15 protein-coding genes are annotated in these 15,484 nt (G+C 64.8%); 6 read left to right on the top strand and 9 right to left on the bottom strand.

Annotated features, from left to right (window positions below; genetic code table 11):
- Nucleotides 1-190: 190 nt before the first annotated feature.
- Together ACFQX9_RS27105 and ACFQX9_RS27100 are read left to right on the top strand one after the other, a co-directional pair.
- Nucleotides 191-1,330, top strand: coding sequence for an FAD-dependent monooxygenase (locus ACFQX9_RS27105; RefSeq protein WP_018452992.1), 1,140 nt, complete (start codon nucleotides 191-193; stop codon nucleotides 1,328-1,330).
- Nucleotides 1,327-2,940: a benzoate-CoA ligase family protein gene (locus ACFQX9_RS27100; RefSeq protein WP_018452991.1), complete on the top strand. Its 1,614-nt coding sequence runs from the start codon at nucleotides 1,327-1,329 to the stop codon at nucleotides 2,938-2,940. The genes ACFQX9_RS27105 and ACFQX9_RS27100 overlap by 4 nt, the downstream gene beginning before the upstream one ends.
- 45 nt (nucleotides 2,941-2,985) lie before the next feature.
- Here ACFQX9_RS27100 and ACFQX9_RS27095 read toward each other — a convergent pair whose 3' ends face one another.
- Entirely contained in the window at nucleotides 2,986-3,498 is a 513-nt protein-coding gene (locus ACFQX9_RS27095) for a MarR family winged helix-turn-helix transcriptional regulator (protein WP_018452990.1), read from the bottom strand.
- The gene (maiA, locus tag ACFQX9_RS27090) at nucleotides 3,488-4,120 is read right to left on the bottom strand and encodes a maleylacetoacetate isomerase (RefSeq protein ID WP_018452989.1); all 633 of its coding nucleotides are present in this window, start codon (nucleotides 4,118-4,120) and stop codon (nucleotides 3,488-3,490) included. Before maiA ends, ACFQX9_RS27095 begins: the two co-directional genes overlap by 11 nt.
- 90 nt (nucleotides 4,121-4,210) lie before the next feature.
- Between maiA and gtdA the strand changes: the two genes are divergently transcribed.
- On the top strand, nucleotides 4,211-5,251 hold the full coding sequence (gene gtdA, locus ACFQX9_RS27085) for a gentisate 1,2-dioxygenase (protein WP_018452988.1): 1,041 nt from the start codon (nucleotides 4,211-4,213) through the stop codon (nucleotides 5,249-5,251).
- A 108-nt stretch (nucleotides 5,252-5,359) separates the two neighbouring features.
- On the opposite strand, the gene ACFQX9_RS27080 is transcribed toward gtdA, so the two are convergent.
- Genes ACFQX9_RS27080 through ACFQX9_RS27065 form a run of 4 tightly spaced genes read right to left on the bottom strand, consistent with a single transcriptional unit; the run spans nucleotide 5,360 to nucleotide 9,370 of the window.
- Entirely contained in the window at nucleotides 5,360-6,184 is an 825-nt protein-coding gene (locus ACFQX9_RS27080) for an ABC transporter permease (protein WP_018452987.1), read from the bottom strand.
- Complete coding sequence (locus ACFQX9_RS27075) at nucleotides 6,177-6,950, bottom strand: ABC transporter ATP-binding protein (protein WP_247299209.1); 774 nt, start codon at nucleotides 6,948-6,950, stop codon at nucleotides 6,177-6,179. The genes ACFQX9_RS27080 and ACFQX9_RS27075 overlap by 8 nt, the downstream gene beginning before the upstream one ends.
- A gap of 16 nt (nucleotides 6,951-6,966) precedes the next feature.
- Nucleotides 6,967-7,971, bottom strand: a complete 1,005-nt coding sequence (locus ACFQX9_RS27070; RefSeq protein ID WP_018452985.1) for an ABC transporter substrate-binding protein — start codon at nucleotides 7,969-7,971, stop codon at nucleotides 6,967-6,969.
- 34 nt (nucleotides 7,972-8,005) lie between these two features.
- Nucleotides 8,006-9,370: an FAD-dependent oxidoreductase gene (locus ACFQX9_RS27065; protein WP_018452984.1), complete on the bottom strand. Its 1,365-nt coding sequence runs from the start codon at nucleotides 9,368-9,370 to the stop codon at nucleotides 8,006-8,008.
- Nucleotides 9,371-9,483: 113 nt separating this feature from the next.
- On the opposite strand from ACFQX9_RS27065, the gene ACFQX9_RS27060 reads away from it, so the two are divergent.
- Nucleotides 9,484-10,368, top strand: coding sequence for a LysR family transcriptional regulator (locus tag ACFQX9_RS27060; RefSeq protein ID WP_204512773.1), 885 nt, complete (start codon nucleotides 9,484-9,486; stop codon nucleotides 10,366-10,368).
- Between the two features lie 47 nt (nucleotides 10,369-10,415).
- On the opposite strand, the gene ACFQX9_RS27055 is transcribed toward ACFQX9_RS27060, so the two are convergent.
- A complete protein-coding gene (locus ACFQX9_RS27055) occupies nucleotides 10,416-11,219 on the bottom strand; it encodes an enoyl-CoA hydratase-related protein (RefSeq protein WP_085351611.1) in 804 nt (267 codons plus the stop codon).
- A gap of 154 nt (nucleotides 11,220-11,373) precedes the next feature.
- Here ACFQX9_RS27055 and ACFQX9_RS27050 point away from each other — a divergent pair, with 154 nt between their 5' ends.
- The gene (locus ACFQX9_RS27050; protein ID WP_377791097.1) at nucleotides 11,374-12,348 is read left to right on the top strand and encodes a ketopantoate reductase family protein; all 975 of its coding nucleotides are present in this window, start codon (nucleotides 11,374-11,376) and stop codon (nucleotides 12,346-12,348) included.
- 4 nt (nucleotides 12,349-12,352) lie between these two features.
- Here ACFQX9_RS27050 and ACFQX9_RS27045 read toward each other — a convergent pair whose 3' ends face one another.
- Entirely contained in the window at nucleotides 12,353-13,051 is a 699-nt protein-coding gene (locus tag ACFQX9_RS27045) for an alpha/beta family hydrolase (protein WP_018452980.1), read from the bottom strand.
- 121 nt (nucleotides 13,052-13,172) lie between these two features.
- Here ACFQX9_RS27045 and ACFQX9_RS27040 point away from each other — a divergent pair, with 121 nt between their 5' ends.
- The gene (locus tag ACFQX9_RS27040; RefSeq protein ID WP_085394763.1) at nucleotides 13,173-14,318 is read left to right on the top strand and encodes an acyl-CoA dehydrogenase family protein; all 1,146 of its coding nucleotides are present in this window, start codon (nucleotides 13,173-13,175) and stop codon (nucleotides 14,316-14,318) included.
- 26 nt (nucleotides 14,319-14,344) lie between these two features.
- On the opposite strand, the gene ACFQX9_RS27035 is transcribed toward ACFQX9_RS27040, so the two are convergent.
- Nucleotides 14,345-15,484, bottom strand: a complete 1,140-nt coding sequence (locus tag ACFQX9_RS27035) for an amidohydrolase/deacetylase family metallohydrolase (RefSeq protein WP_377791096.1) — start codon at nucleotides 15,482-15,484, stop codon at nucleotides 14,345-14,347.

Raw genomic sequence — 15,484 nt, 5'->3', positions numbered from 1 at the left:
GCGGATGGCCAAGCCGCCACGGTTTGGCTATGCTTCGCAAGGTCACTGCTTCGGACACGCGCCAAACGCGCGTCCGGACGTGAGCTGTGGTGTGCCGCGCGGCTTGCCGATAATTCCGCTGGCGCGGGTGGCCGGAGCACATTAGTCTACCCCTAGATAGTAAGTATACTGTCAATTAGGGAGGCAGACGTTGCGGATCGCCGTGATTGGCGGGGGGCCCGGTGGGCTCTACTTCGCCTATCTCTGGAAGAAGCGTCACCCCGAGGATCAAGTCGACCTGTTCGAACAGAACCCGGCCGACGCGACCTGGGGCTTTGGCGTGGTGTTTTCTGATCAGGCCCTGGAATTCCTGCGCGCCGACGACCCCGAGACGGTCGACGCGATCTCGCCGCACATGGAGAGCTGGGAGAACATCACGCTGAACCTGAGCGGCGACAGCGTGGCCATCGACGGCGTCGGCTTCTCCTCGATCGGCCGGCTCGAGCTCTTGCGATTCCTGCAGCAGCGCGCGATCAATGCCGGCGTCACCCCGCGCTTCGACACGCCGATTCATGCGATCGATCAGCTCAACGGGCACGATCTGATCGTCGCTGCCGACGGGCTGAACTCGCTGGTACGCCGCGCCTTCGAGGGCGATTTCGGCACCTCGCTGTCCTACTCCTCGAACAAGTTCGTCTGGTACGGCACCTCGAAGCGCTTCGAGACGCTGTCGCAGACCTTCGTCAAGACCGACCGCGGTGCCTTCAACGCCCATCACTACCGCTACTCGCCGACCATGAGCACCTTCCTGGTCGAATGCGACCATGCGACGTGGCAGGCCTACGGTTTCGCCTACAAGGACGTGGAGCAGTCCAAAGGTGTCTGCGAGGAGGTGTTCGCCGACACGCTCGGCGGCCGCTCGCTGGTTTCCAACAAATCGGTCTGGCGCAACTTCCCCTGGGTCTGGAACGAGCACTGGTCGTTCAAGAACATGGTGCTGCTCGGTGACGCCCTGCACTCGGCGCATTTTTCGATCGGCTCCGGCACGCGGCTCGCGATCGAGGACGCCATTGCACTGGTCAAGGCGCTGGAATCGGACGCCCATCTCTCGACCGCCCTGCATCGCTACCAGGCCGCGCGAAAGCCGGTGGTGCAGAAGCTCGTCAATGCCGCGCGGACCAGCGCTTTCTGGTACGAGCACTTTGCTCAGCACATGCAGCAGGGCCTGATGGACTTTGCCTATAGCTACATCACCCGCTCCGGCCGCATCGACGACTCCCGCCTGCGCGCGATGTCGCCGGGCTTCATGGCGCGCTACGAAGCCGCCAAGAACGGTGGGGACGAGGCATGAGCCGGCAGATTCACGACCAGGTGCCCGCCGACTGCGCGGGCGCGCGCGAGATCGGCTTTTCCGTTCCGCAGGTCTACAATGCCAGCCGCGTGCTGTTCGACAATGTCGGCAAAGGCCACGGTGACAAGCTCGCGCTCATCGGCCCCGCGAGCACGCGCACCTACGCGGAGCTCTGCGCGGAAGCCGGGCGCTGGGGCAACGGCTTTGCCTCGCTTGGCCTCAAGCGCGGCGATCGCGTGCTGTTGTTCCTCGATGACACTCCGGCCTACCCGGCCGCGTTCTTCGGCGCGGTGCGCGCCGGCTTCGTGCCATTGCTGATCAACACGCTGACACCGCCGGATCTGCTGCAATTCTATCTCGCCGATTCCGGCGCGACTGTTGCGGTGGCGGACGCCGAGTTCTGTGCACGTTTCAACGCCGAGGCCTGCAAGGACACGGCCCTGCATACCCTGGTCGTCGTCAATGGCCCGGCGAGCGATCACGCCGCGCCGAACGCCGTTTCCGCCGCCGGCTGGCTCCCCCAGTTTCCGACTGAGCTCGCGGAAGCCGACACGCATCGCAACGAGATGGCGTTCTGGATGTATTCGTCCGGATCGACCGGCCGCCCCAAGGGCATCGTGCATCTCCAGCACGACATGGCCTATAGCGAAGTCGCCTTTGCGCAGAACGTCTTGAAGCTGACGCCGGATGACATCTGCTTCTCGGTGCCAAAAATCTTCTTCGCCTATGGCTTCGGCAACGCGATCACCTTCCCGTTCTCGGCGGGCGCGACGACACTGCTGTTGCCCGGCCAGCCGAAGCCCGTGGCAATCTTTTCGGCGATCGAGCAGTACAGGCCGACGGTCTTCTTCGGCCTGCCGACGCTTTATACATCGCTGACCAAGGCCGAGGGTGCGAACAAGACCGACTTCTCCTCACTGCGCATGGCGCTCTCGGCCGCCGAGGTGCTCTCGGCCGACGTCTTCAACGGCTGGAAGACGCTCACCGGTCTCGAGATCGTGGAAGGCCTCGGCTCGACCGAGGTGCTGCACATCTATCTCTCCAACCGCCCCGAGCGGAAGAAGCTCGGCGCCGCCGGCCTGCGCGTGCCCGGCTACGAGGTCGCGCTGCGCGACAAGGACGGCCGCGATGTCGCCGACGACGAGGAAGGCATCTTGTGGGTGCGCGGCGATTCCAACACGCCGCTGTACTGGAACCGGCCGGACAAATCCGCCGAGACCATCCGCGAAGGCGGCTGGATCTACACCGGCGACCGCTTCGTCCGCGATGGCGATGGCTTTCACTTCTTCCGCGGCCGCGCCGACGATCTCATCAAGATCTCCGGCCAATGGGTCTACCCGCTCGAGGTTGAGCTTTGCCTCGCCGACCACCCGGACATCCGCGAATGCGCGGTGTTCGCCGCCGAGCTGCCGGACCGGCGCATGACGCTTAAGGCAGTGGTGGTGATGAACACCCGCGCGGCGGATCAAAGCGAAACGACCCGGCGGCTGCAGGATTACGTGAAGGGCAAACTGCTTCCTTACAAATATCCGCGCGAGGTGATCTTCATCGACGAGCTGCCGAAGACCGGCACGGGGAAGATCGACCGGCAGGCGTTGCTGAGGATGTGAGCCACCGCTGCCATCGCCCGCGAAGGCGGGCGATGACAACCAGGATTAAGGTGCCTTCCCCAGATGCTCCATCGCGTCCTCCGCCCGGAGCGGCACCCGCGACGCCTCGTTGTTGAGATCGACGAGCTGCGCCAGGAGCCCCATAAGCGCCTTGCGGTCCGCTGGCTTGAGCGGCTCGAGCATCCGCGCCTGGGCGCGTTCGACGGCGGGAATGATGTCGCGCAGGATCGCCGCGCCTGATTTGGTCAAATAGAGCAGCTTGATCCGCTTGTCTTCCGGCGCCGGCCTGCGCTCGACGAAATCCTTGGCCTGAAGCCGCTCGATCACGCTGCCGAGCGTGGAGCGATCGAAGGCGATCACCGCGGACAGCCGCGTCGCGTCGATGCCGGGGTGGGTGTGGATCGCGATCAGCGCCGCGTATTGCACCGGCGTGAGGTCGAACGCCTTGCACTCCTCCATGAAGATCGAGACCGCGATCTGCTGCATGCGCCGGAACAGATAGCCCGGCGCCGCATAGACCGCGTCTATCGTGATTGGAGGGGCAGGCTTACTCGGCATCGGGCTGCTTCTCCGGCGCGGCGTTGACGAACGCCGGCAGGGCCTTGGCCGCAGCTTCCGCTTCAAGCAGGCGCGGATAGGCGGAGACGTCGACGCCGAAGCGGCGCGCATTGGCGAGCTGCGGCACAAGACAGAGATCGGCGAGCGTCGGCACATCCCCGAAGCAGAACGGGCCCGGCTCGTTTCTGATCAGCGTCTCGCACGCCGCGAGCCCCTCGCGGTTGACCCAGGCCGCCCAGTCCTGAACCTTCTCCTCGGCAAGGCCGAGCTCGCGCAGCCGCGCCAGCACCTTCAAGTTCTGCACGGGGTGAGTGTCGCAGGCGATCGCCAGCGCGAACGCCCTCACCTTGGCGCGCTGCAACGCATCCCTCGGCAACAGGGGCGGGTTGGGATGGGTCTCGTCGAGCCATTCGATGATGGCGACCGATTGGGTCAGCACTGCGCCCGCATCGTTCTCCAGCGCCGGCACCAGGCCTTGCGGATTGATGGCGAGATAGGCTGGCGCACATTGCTCGCCCTTGCGAAGATGATGCGGCAGGTGCTCGGCACCGCGGCCTTTGAGGTTCAGCGCGATGCGTACCCGGTAGGCGGCGCTGGAGCGGAAATAGCCGTGCAGCTTCATCGGAACCCTCCCGTTTCGTTCTTGTTCGCACGTTGACGCTACCCAGATCGTAAGTATACTGTCAATCAACAAAGCGACGGGAGCCGCACCATGGAAGCCGTGACCAAGACGCCGGAACGCGAGGCGTTCTACAAGAAGATCGACGGCGAGAATCTCACCGCGCTCTGGACGGTCATGAGCGATTTGATCACGCCGGAGCCGAAGAGCGCCTGCCGGCCGCATCTGTGGAAGTTCGACATCATCCGCGACTACATGACCGAAGCCGGCAAGCTGATCACGGCGAAAGAGGCCGAGCGGCGCGTGCTGGTTCTGGAAAACCCCGGCCTGCGCGGACAGTCGAAAATCACCACGTCGCTCTATGCCGGCGTGCAGATGGTGGTGCCCGGCGACGTCGCGCCCGCGCACCGGCACAGCCAATCGGCACTGCGCTTCGTGCTCGAAGGCAAGGGCGCCCACACCGCCGTGGACGGCGAGCGCACCGCGATGGAGCCCGGCGACTTCATCATCACGCCGTCGATGACCTGGCACGATCATTCCAACGAGACCGACCAGCCGATGTTCTGGCTCGACGGTCTCGACATTCCGCTGGTGCAGTTCTTCGACTGCTCTTTCGCGGAAGGCTCCAACGAGGATCAGCAGAAGATTACAAGGCCGGCCGGCGACAGCTTTGCACGCTACGGCCACAATCTGCTGCCGGTCGACGTGAAGCGGAGCTCGAAGACTTCCCCGATCTTCAGCTATCCCTATGCCTACACGCGCGAGGCACTGGAGAAGGCTCGCGCGAGCCAGGAGTGGGATGCCTGTCACGGGCTGAAGCTGAAATTCAGCAACCCCGAGACCGGCGACTTCGCGATGCCGACCATCGGCACGTTCATCCAGCTGCTGCCGAAGGGCTTCAAGACCGCGCGCTATCGCGCGACGGACGCGACGGTGTTCTGTCCGATCGAGGGCCACGGCCGTACCCGCATCGGGGATGCGACGTTCGAATGGGGCCCGCGCGATTTGTTCGTGGTGCCGAGCTGGCAATGGGTCACGCACGAGGCTGATATGGATGCGGTGCTGTTCAGCTTCTCGGATCGCCCCGTGCAGCAGAAGCTGGATTTGTTCCGGGAGGATCGCGGGAATGCGTGAGGTACGCTGCTGGTAGCATCGTCATTGCGAGCGCAGCGAAGCAATCCAGAATCTTTCCGCGGCGACAGTCTGGATTGCTTCGCTGCGCTCGCAATGACGGAGTAAACCTCACCGCCAGTGCAACAGCCGCGTCTCCAGCCAGTTGATCACCCTCCCCACCATCAACCCAAACACCGACAAAATCACCACGCCCGCGAGCAGCTGATCCGTCTGCATCAAATTGCCAGCCTGCAGCACGAACGCGCCGATGCCGTACTGCGCGCCGATCATCTCGGCGCTGACGACGAGCAGCAGCGCCACCGACGAGGTGATACGGAAGCCGGCGAGGATCGCGGGCAGCGCGCCCGGCCAGACCACCTTGCGCACGATGGTGGCGAACGGCACGTTGAAGCTCTGCGCCATGCGGATGAGGTTGCGCGGCACCGCGTCGACGCCGCTATAGACCGAGATCGCGGTCGAGAAGAACACCCCGAGCGCAATGGTCGCGATCTTCGGCTCTTCACCGATGCCGAGCCAGAGGATCAACAGCGGCAGCAGCGCGATCTTCGGGATCGGGAACAGCGCCGAGATGAAGGTGATGCCGACGCTGCGCGCCAGACGCGACAGGCCGATGGCAAAGCCAACGGCGACACCGGCTGCCGTGCCGAGCAGCCAGCCGACACCGATGCGCAGGAGCGACGCGGAAAGGTGCTGCCACAGCGCACCCGAGATCGCGAGCTGGTAGATCGCCCGCGCGATCGCCGATGGCGGTGGCAGGAATAGCGGATTGACCAGGCCGGTGCTGCCGGCGGCCTGCCAGATCGCAATGACCAGCGCGAGCGCGATCCAGCCGCCGAAACGGCTGCTCGCCGGCACGAAGCCGGCGCCGCGAAAGCGGACGCGCCGGACCGCTTCATCCTTCGTCGATGTTCCCGCCGGAGCGCGATCAAGCATGCTGGACCTCGCGCTCGGCATCGATCGCCTCGTTGCGGATCAGCGACCAGATCTGGTTCTGAAGCGCGAGCAGCTTTTCACGGGCTGCAATGTCACCGCGCTCAGTGCGCGTCATCGGCACGCTCACGACCTCGCGAATACGGCCAGGGCGCCGCGACAGCACCACGATGCGGTCGGCAAGCCTCGCCGCCTCTTCGAGATTATGCGTGACATACACGGCGCCCATGCCGCCATCGGCGAGCAGCCGGACGAAATCCTCCATCAGCAGTTCGCGGGTCTGCGAATCCAACGCCGACAATGGCTCGTCCATCAGGAGAATGGCCGGCCTGACCGCGAGCGCGCGCGAAATGCCGACGCGCTGGCGCATGCCGCCGGAAAGCTGCTTTGGATAGGTTTTGCGAAAATCGGTCAGGCCGGTGCGGCGCAAGGCGTCCTCGACCAGCGCGCGGCGCTGCACGGCCGAGAGCTGGGTGTGCAGCAGCGGGAATTCGACGTTCTCCTCCACATTCGCCCAGGGCAGCAGCGCAAAGTCCTGGAACACGAAGGTGAGCGGATTGAGGCTGTCCGCCGGCGGCGATCCACGCAGCTCGGGCGCGCCGGAGGTCGGCAGCAACAGCCCGCCGAGGATCGACAGCAACGTGCTCTTGCCGCAGCCCGACGGCCCCACGATCGCCACCACCTCGCCCGCGCTGACGGTGAACGAGACGTTGTCGAGCACGGCGAGATCGCCGAAGCGATGGGTGATGTGGTTGGCGATCAGGTCCATGGACTGCGTTCTACTCTCAATCCGCCTTCACGAATTCCTTGGCGATGATCGCATTCGCGTCGAAGCCCTTGTCGGCAAAACCCTGCTCCTGGAGCCATTTGATCTGGTTGTCGACGTTCTTCACATCCAGCTTGCCGTCGGGATCGATATAGGCGCAGTTGCCGACCACCTGCTCGACCGGGAGGTTCGTATATTTGGCGATGATCTCCAGCAGCGGCTTTGTCTTGTCATTGATCGGCGCGACACCGTCCTTCATCGCGGCGAGGATGACGTCGTGATATTCGCGGTCGGCCTTTGCCAAGGCGCCGAGCAGCTTCGTCACCAGCACCTTGTTGGTCAGCGTCTTCGGCGAGGCGAACACCGCGCCCAATTGCCAGGGTGTCTCGTCGCCGACCCAGCCGAGAAACTTCGCACCACCGTCGTCCATCAGCTTTCGCGCGGTGGAGATCGGCAGCAGCGCTGCATCCACGGTCTCGCCCTTCAGCGCGGCCGCCGCATTCGACAGCGATTGCAGCGGCACAATCTTCACGTCGGCGAGCTTGAAACCGTATTTGTCCGCAAGCAGGCCGAGCGAATAGTGAAAGGAGGAGCCAACCTGCGTCATCGCCACGCGCTTGCCCGCGAGGTCCTTCGGCGTCTTCAGACCGCTCGCATAGGCGTTGTTGCTGGCGAAATAGCCGATCAGGGGATAGCCGGCCTTCTCGCGGCTCATGCCGCCGATCACCTTGAGCACGCCCTTGCCGGCGAGATTGTAAAGACCTGCGGTGAAGGCGGTGACGCCGAAATCGATGTCGCCCGAGGTCGTCGCCACCGCGATCGGCTGCGCCGCGTCGAAGAATTTCAGCTCGACCTCGAGGCCGGCCTCGCGGAAATAGCCCTTGTCCTGCGCGATGAACACCGGCGCGGAGGAGGATAGCCTGAGCACGCCGATCCTGGCCTTCAGCGCGTCCTCGGCTCGGGCCGTGCCCATTGCTGTGATCGCCATCAGGCCAGCTAGCGCGAGCCGCACAATCCCGATCATTTCGTTTCCTCCGCCGTCGATATCTTGCAGTCGGTTACAGGCCTTCAGGCACGGGCTGGTCCCGTCCGATAAAGGCGCCCTGTTGTTTCAACGTTTCCTGCAGCTTTTCAACGGGGATGTCACGCGGGATCCGGTTTCCGGAGAGCGCCAGCGCTGCCGCGGAACCGGCCGCCTCCCCCATCACGAAACAGGCACCGGAGACCCGGGCCGCCGATTGGCCCTCATGGGTCATCGAGGCGCAGCGGCCGGCGACCAGCAGATTATCGACGCCTTCGGGCACCAGCATGCGGTAAGGCAGCTCGTTATAGCCGCGCGATTCCGGGATCGGCGGGAAGGTGAAGACGACGTCGCCGGGGACATGGGCCTCGATCGGCCAGCCATTGACCCCGATGGAATCCTCGAACGAAGCGCAGCCGAGCACGTCCTCGCCGCTGAGCTGATAGCCGCCCGTGATGCGGCGGGTTTCGCGGATGCCGAGCTGCGGCGGCAGGTCGACGATGTAGGATTTTTCAAAGCCCGGCACGGTGCGCAGGAATTCGAACGCAGCCAGCGCCTGCTTGCGGCCCTCGATCTCGCCGCGGGTGAGATCATCAGGCTCGATGCCGTTGATGGCATGGCCGTCCTCGCGCGCCACTTGCGTAAAATTCACCCGCCATTCGATGCCGGACTTCTGCGGCCGCACGATCGCGCTCTTGCGCGGGAATGTGTGGGTGCCGGCGGCGGTGGCCTGCTCCATCAATTGCGGAATGGTCCGCCAGGCTTCGCCTGCCCTCTCCGGGTCGATGTTGTTGAGACGGAGCATCATCGAGGGATACATCGGATGACCGTGCTCGTCGCCGAATTCGAACGGCGCGCCGGCCCAAACCGCGAGATCGCCGTCGCCGGAGCAATCGATGAAGATCTCCGATCGCACCGCCTGCCGGCCGGCCTTGGTCTCGACCATCAGCGCATCGATGCGGCTGTTAGCGCCCATCACCACACCGGCACCAAGCGCGTGGAAAAGGATGTGCACCTTGTGACTGGCGAGCAGTTGGTCGGCCGCGATCTTGTAGGCGGCGGTGTCGTAGGCCTGGGCGAAGACCTTGCCGAGAATCAGATGCGGCGCGTTGAGGCCGTTCAAGCGATCGATCCGCGCCAGCAACTCCGACGCCATGCCCTGCACCAGCCGGTGGGCCTCGCCGTGGACATTGCCGTGCAGGCCGCAGAAATTGGTGACGCCTGCGGCGGTGCCCATGCCGCCAAGGAAGCCGTACCGCTCGATCAGCAGCGTCTTCCGTCCCGCGCGTGCGCTTGAGGCCGCCGCCACGATGCCGGCCGGACCGCCGCCGAGGACGACGACTTCATATTCGCCGTAAAGCGGCACCTGGCGCGCCGGTTCTTCGATCGTCATGGCCTGCATGGCGCGTCCTGTCCCTGAAATCCTTTGCTTGGGCCGGACTATGAATTAACCCGGATCGAGCTACAATCCGCCAAAATAGGCGATCACCTTTCTCGAATCGCGAAAGGCCGAAGATGGACATCCTGGTAAACCTTCAGGCGTTCCTCGCGACCGCCGACGCCACCGGCTTCTCCGCGGCCGCGCGAAAACTCGGCGTCTCGACGTCGGTGGTCGCCAAGCGCGTCACGCAGCTGGAGGCGCGGATCGGCACGCCACTGTTTCATCGCTCGACCCGGCAATTGCGGCTGACCGAGGCCGGCCAGCGCTACGTGCATCGCGCCCGCGGCGTCGTCACCGACGCCGCCGATCTGCTGTCGCGCATGGGCGAGAAGGGCCACGATCTCGTCGATCATCTGCGCATCAAGGCCCCGACCTCGCTGACGGTCGCGCGGCTTGCGGACGTCTTCACCGCCTTCCAGACCCAGAACCCGCGGCTCAAGCTCGAGATCGTGCTGTTCGACCGTCCGGTCGATCCCGTCACCGAAGGCTTTGACATCGCCATCGGCGCCTTCCCGCATTCCTTTGGCGGTGTCGTCGACGAACCCTTGTGCCCGCTGAAGCGGCTGCTCTGCGCCTCGCCTGCCTATTTGAAGAAACACGGCACGCCAAAACATCCGCGTGATCTGGTCGATCATCGCTGCCTCAGCTTTCTACCGACCGGCCCCGAATGGATCTTTGACGGGCCGCGCGGCCGCATCAGCGTCCAGGTCAGCCCGCTGCTGTCCTGCAACGAGGGCCAAGTGCTGGCGCGCAGCGCCATCGCCGGCAACGGCATTGTGTTGATATCGGACTATCTCGTCGCGAGCGCCTTGCGCGACGGCGCGCTCAAGCCGGTGCTGCGCGAGTTTCCGATTCCGGAATTGTGGGTGAAGGCTGCGATCCCTGAACGGCGGCGCAATGCCGCCGCGGTACAGGCGCTGCTCACTTTGCTGAAAAGGTCACTCGCGACGTCGCTGTAAAAGCCCGTAGCCCGGATGGAGCGAAGCGTAATCCGGGCTACTCGCGTTCAGCTTTTAGCACCTGCCCAATTCGCGGCGCGCTTTTCCGCGAACGACGCCAGCCCCTCCGCGGCTTCCGCGCTCTGTCGCTTCAGCGAATGCAGATGCACGAGCCGCTTGTAAGCCGCATCGTCCACCGCCATGCCGCCGAACGAACTTTCCAGCGCGAGCCGCTTGGTCTCGGCCATCGCCTCCGATCCGTTGGCAAGCAACTGCTCGACCACCTTGGCGCCGGCGGCGTCGAGATCGGCGAGCGGCACCACCTCGTGGACGAGGCCGATACGACGGGCGTCCTCGGCGCCGAAACGTTCACCTGTCAGCGCGTAGCGGCGGACTTGCCGTACACCAATGGCATCGCAGAGCTGCGGGATGATGATGGCCGCGGTCAGGCCCCAGCGCACTTCGGTGATCGAGAACAGCGCGTTGTCGGCCGCGATCACAACGTCGCAGGCCGCGATCACGCCGGTGCCGCCGCCAAAGCAGCCGCCCTGCACCAGCGCGACCGTCGGGATAGCCAGCGTATTGAGCCGCTGCACGGCCTCGAACGTCGCCCGCGACGCGGCCTCGTTCGCCTCGCTCGATTGCGGCCGCACGCCGTTGATCCATTTGAGGTCGGCGCCAGCCTGGAAATGCTTGCCATTGCCCTTGAGCACGACGACGCGAAGGTTGGGCTTGCTGCCGAGATCGTCCATGGCCGCGAGCACGCCTGCGATCAACGCGCCGTCATAGGCATTGTTAACCTCCGGCCGGTTCAACGTGACGGTCGCAACCCCACGCGCATCCAGGGTCCACAGGACGGGGCTGTCGGTCATCGGTGTTCCTCCGCTCGTTTGTTTGGCGCGCACTATGACCGAGGCTCCGCGCCCTGATCCATATCTTTCGAGCGTAGGGCAGCCGCGTCCATCGCATGGCGGCTTGTGTCATGCTGCCGCGGGGCGGCATCAAGGGATCAGGGACGGACATCACATGCGCATCTGCATTTTCGGCGCGGGCGCCGTCGGCAGCCATCTTGCAGTTCGGCTGGCCCGCGCCGGCCACGAGGTCTCGTGCGTGATGCGGGGCGCGCACCTGGAGGCGGTCCGGGCCAACGGCCTCAAGCTGCGCGTCGGCGATTCCGAGGTCTCCGCCAAGGTGAACGCCTCCGGCGATTCGGCCCAGCTCGGCCCCCAGGATGTCGTGATCAGCACCTTGAAGGCAACCGCGTTGACCGGGCTGGTCTCCAGTCTCAAACCGCTGCTGCAGGACGACACCGCGATCGTCTTTGCGCAGAACGGCATTCCCTGGTGGTACGGGATCGGCCTGCCGCCGCGGCACCCGACCCCGCCGGACATCTCCTTCCTCGACCCGGGCGGGCGCTTGCGCGCCTGCATTCCGAAGGAGCGGATCGTCGGCGGCGTGGTCTTCTCCTCGAATGAGGTGATCGCGCCCGGCGTGGTGCAGAACCTGACGCCGGACCGCAACCGCCTGCTGATCGGCGAATGCGACGATCGCAATTGCGAACGCATCACGATGCTCCGCGGTGTCTTCAGCGACGCACGACTGGAATCGCCGCCGGTCGCCGAGATCCGCGAGGCGATCTGGTCAAAGCTGCTGACCAACATGTCGCTGTCGGTGCTGTGCCTGCTCACCGGCCAGACCGCGCGCGGCGTGCGCGATGACCCTGCGTTCGCCGAGGTCATCCCGCGGATGCTGAACGAGGCCAACGAGATCGCTCAGCATTTTATCCCCGAGGTCAAGCGCGTATCACGCAGCGGCCCCGCCCCCAACCACAAGCCGTCGCTGCTGCAGGATTACGAGCTCGGCCGCGCCATGGAGATCGACGTCCTGGTAAAGGCGCCCCAAGCCTTCGCGCGCACCGCCGGCCTGTCGACGCCGACGCTCGACTTGATCGCCGCGCTCGCGATCCAGAAGGCGCGCGACAAGGGGCTATATTCGGCGTGAGATTTCAGGCGAGGCTGTCGATCCAGGCCGCGAGCGTATCAAGCACCTCTGTCAGCGCCTCTTCATTGGTGCGGCCGGACTTTTTCAGCACCGCGAAGGAGTGATCGCCGCCTTCAATCTCATGCAGCGTCGCCTTCGGGGCAAGAGCGGCGATGACCGGCTTGAGGAGGCCGAGATCGGCGAGCCCGTCGCGGGTGCCTTGCAGGAACAGCATCGGGATCTCGACATGGGCGAGATGCTCGGCGCGCTCCGTCGACGGCTTCTTGTCGGCGTGCAGGGGAAAACCGAGGAAGGCGAGCCCTTTGACATCAGGCAGCGGAGCCTTGGACTGCGCCTGCGAGGTCATGCGCCCGCCGAAGGATTTTCCACCCGCAACGAGCATCACACCAGGGCAGAGCCGCGCGGCTTCCTCGACTGCCACGCGGATCGTGGCGTGGGCGACCGCAGGCTGGTCGGGACGGCCCTGCTTGTTTTCCATGTAAGGAAAATTGAAGCGGAAGGTCGCGATGTCGCGAGCAGCGAGCCCCTCCGCAATCTTGTCCATCGATGCATGCCGCATCCCTGCACCGGCACCATGCGCCAGGACGTAACAGGCGCGCGCCTTGTCCGGCTGCGTCAGGATCGCGGAGACCGTGCCGATGCGCGCGATGTCGAGCTTGAGCTCTTTGGTTTTGACGGTTTGAATTTTGACAGCCACAATCAACCATCCCGATAGACGCTGCTCCGGCCGCCTTGGTAGCGTCACCGGCACAGCCTGAAAACACAATAATTGCCGCCAAAGGCTGGCCTAACCAGGCCGGCAAGCCGCATTGACCGAGGTGACCATGTCCTACCGCTCCTCCTGGATGACCGAAGAGCTCGAAATCTTCCGCGACCAGTTCCGGAAGTATCTTGCCAAGGATCTGGCCCCGCATGCCGAAAAATGGCGCGAGCAGAAGATGGTCGACCGCTTTGCCTGGCGCGGGCTCGGCGAGATGGGCGCGCTGCTGGCAAGCGTGCCGGAGGAATATGGCGGCCTGGGCGCCACCTTCGCCTATGATGCCGCCGTGCTCGACGACCTCGAAAGCACGGTGCCGGAGCTGACGACCGGCGTCTCCGTGCACAGCGCCATCGTCGCGCACTACATCCTCAATTACGGCTCGGAGGAGCAGAAGAAGCGCTGGCTGCCGAAGATGGCTTCAGGCGAGATGGTCGGCGCCATCGCCATGACCGAGCCCGGCGCCGGCTCGGATTTGCAGGCCGTCAAAACCACGGCCAGGAAGCAGGGCAATTCCTACGTCATCAACGGACAGAAGACCTTCATCACCAACGGCCAGGCTGCCGATCTCGTCATCGTGGTTGCGCGCACCGGCGATGTCGGCGCCAAGGGCATTTCGCTGATCGTGGTCGAAACCTCAGGCGCGGATGGATACAAGCGCGGGCGCAACCTCGACAAGATCGGCCTGCATGCCTCCGACACGTCCGAGCTGTTTTTCGACAACGTCGCGGTGCCGCCGGACAATTTGCTCGGCGGCGAGGAAGGCCAGGGCTTCGTGCAGCTGATGCAGCAATTGCCGCAGGAGCGCCTCGCGCTCGCGGTCGGCGCGGTCGCCGCTATGGAGCGCGCGATAAAACTCACCGTCGACTACACCAAGGAGCGCAAGGCCTTCGGCAAGCCGCTGATGGATTTCCAGAACACCGCCTTCAAGCTCGCCGAGCGCAAGACCGAAGCGATGATCGCGCGCGTCTTCGTCGACTGGTGCATCGAGCGGCTGGTCGCCAAGGACCTCGATACCGTCACGGCGTCGATGGCGAAATACTGGTGCTCGGAGAAGCAGGTCGAGACCGCCGACGAATGCCTGCAGCTGTTCGGCGGCTACGGTTACATGCAGGAATATCCGATCTCGCGCATCTTCATCGATTCCCGCATCCAGAAGATCTATGGCGGGACGAACGAGATCATGAAGCTGTTGATCGCGAGGTCGTTGTAATCAAGCCGGCGTGAACGGCCTGCCGCTCATTTCGGATGCCACCACCGGCCGCCGATCACGACGCCTTCGGAGACGATCTTGCGGTCGCCGATCAGGTGCTCGCCGACGACGTCCTCATAGTCGAACTGGCCTTCCCTCACCGAGATCAGCGTGGCGTCGCCGACGCTGCCCGGCTTGAGGCTGCCGAGCTCGGGGCGCCGCAGCGCCATCGCGGCGTTGACGGTCGAGGTTGCGATGACGTCGGACAGCGGCATGCCCATGCACAGGAATTTCGACAGGGTCGTCACCTGATCGAAGGCCGGGCCGTCGATGCAGAGCTGATGAATGTCGGACGAGATGGTGTCGGGATAGAAGCCGTTGGCGAGCATCGCACGCGCGGTCTTGAATGCGAACGAGCCCTTGCCGTGGCCGATGTCGAACAGCACGCCGCGCTCGCGGGCGTCGAGCACCGCCCGCTTCACCGTGCCCTGCGCGGTCGCAGGCGTGTTGGGGAAGGGACGGAACGCATGGGTGAGCACGTCGCCGGGGCGCAGGCGCGCCAGCACCTCCTCGTAGCTCGGCGGCGGATGATCGATATGCGCCATCAGGGGCATGCCGACCTCGTTCGCGACCTCGAGCGCGATGTCGAGCGGCACGACGCCCGACGTGCCCGAGGAATGCAGCCCCACGCGCACCTTGATGCCGACGATGAGATCGCGGTTGGCGTCGGCCACCTTGGCCGCCTCGATCGGATTCATCAGCCGCAGCTCCTCGCTCTCGCCGACCATGATCCGGTGCGAGAAGCCGAAAATGCCGGCATGCGAGACATGCAGATAAGCGAGAATGCGGACCTGGCTCGGCTCGATCACGTGCTTGCGGAAGCCCGCGAAATTGCCCGGCCCTGCACTGCCGGTATCGACCGCGGTGGTGACGCCGGAGAGACGGCAGAACTCCTCGGCGTCGATGCCGAGCGACGTGCCGCCCCAATAGACATGGGTGTGGAGATCGATCAGCCCCGGGGTCACGATGAACTGCGAGACGTCGCGCACGTCCGTGCCCGGATCGGCCTTGAGCCCACTGCCGATCGCCGCGACCTTGCCGCCGGAAAAGGCGACATCCGTCACAGCATCGAGCTTCTGGGACGGGTCGACCACACGGCCGCCGCGCAGGATCAAGTCAAAAGGCAT

It is taken from the genome of Bradyrhizobium sp. GCM10028915 (assembly GCF_042666195.1).
GTDB lineage: Bacteria > Pseudomonadota > Alphaproteobacteria > Rhizobiales > Xanthobacteraceae > Bradyrhizobium > Bradyrhizobium canariense_D.
Note: the sequence above shows the minus strand (reverse complement) of the source record. Positions and strands in the feature narration are given on the sequence as shown.

Coding starts and splice junctions, on each gene's coding strand:
- ACFQX9_RS27100 (WP_018452991.1), top strand. CDS start 1,327: ATGAGCCGGCAGATTCACGACCAGGTGCCCGCCGACTGCGCGGGCGCG.
- ACFQX9_RS27095 (WP_018452990.1), bottom strand. CDS start 3,498: ATGCCGAGTAAGCCTGCCCCTCCAATCACGATAGACGCGGTCTATGCG.
- maiA (WP_018452989.1), bottom strand. CDS start 4,120: ATGAAGCTGCACGGCTATTTCCGCTCCAGCGCCGCCTACCGGGTACGC.
- gtdA (WP_018452988.1), top strand. CDS start 4,211: ATGGAAGCCGTGACCAAGACGCCGGAACGCGAGGCGTTCTACAAGAAG.
- ACFQX9_RS27080 (WP_018452987.1), bottom strand. CDS start 6,184: ATGCTTGATCGCGCTCCGGCGGGAACATCGACGAAGGATGAAGCGGTC.
- ACFQX9_RS27075 (WP_247299209.1), bottom strand. CDS start 6,950: ATGGACCTGATCGCCAACCACATCACCCATCGCTTCGGCGATCTCGCC.
- ACFQX9_RS27070 (WP_018452985.1), bottom strand. CDS start 7,971: ATGATCGGGATTGTGCGGCTCGCGCTAGCTGGCCTGATGGCGATCACA.
- ACFQX9_RS27065 (WP_018452984.1), bottom strand. CDS start 9,370: ATGCAGGCCATGACGATCGAAGAACCGGCGCGCCAGGTGCCGCTTTAC.
- ACFQX9_RS27060 (WP_204512773.1), top strand. CDS start 9,484: ATGGACATCCTGGTAAACCTTCAGGCGTTCCTCGCGACCGCCGACGCC.
- ACFQX9_RS27055 (WP_085351611.1), bottom strand. CDS start 11,219: ATGACCGACAGCCCCGTCCTGTGGACCCTGGATGCGCGTGGGGTTGCG.
- ACFQX9_RS27050 (WP_377791097.1), top strand. CDS start 11,374: ATGCGCATCTGCATTTTCGGCGCGGGCGCCGTCGGCAGCCATCTTGCA.
- ACFQX9_RS27040 (WP_085394763.1), top strand. CDS start 13,173: ATGTCCTACCGCTCCTCCTGGATGACCGAAGAGCTCGAAATCTTCCGC.
- ACFQX9_RS27035 (WP_377791096.1), bottom strand. CDS start 15,484: ATGCCTTTTGACTTGATCCTGCGCGGCGGCCGTGTGGTCGACCCGTCC.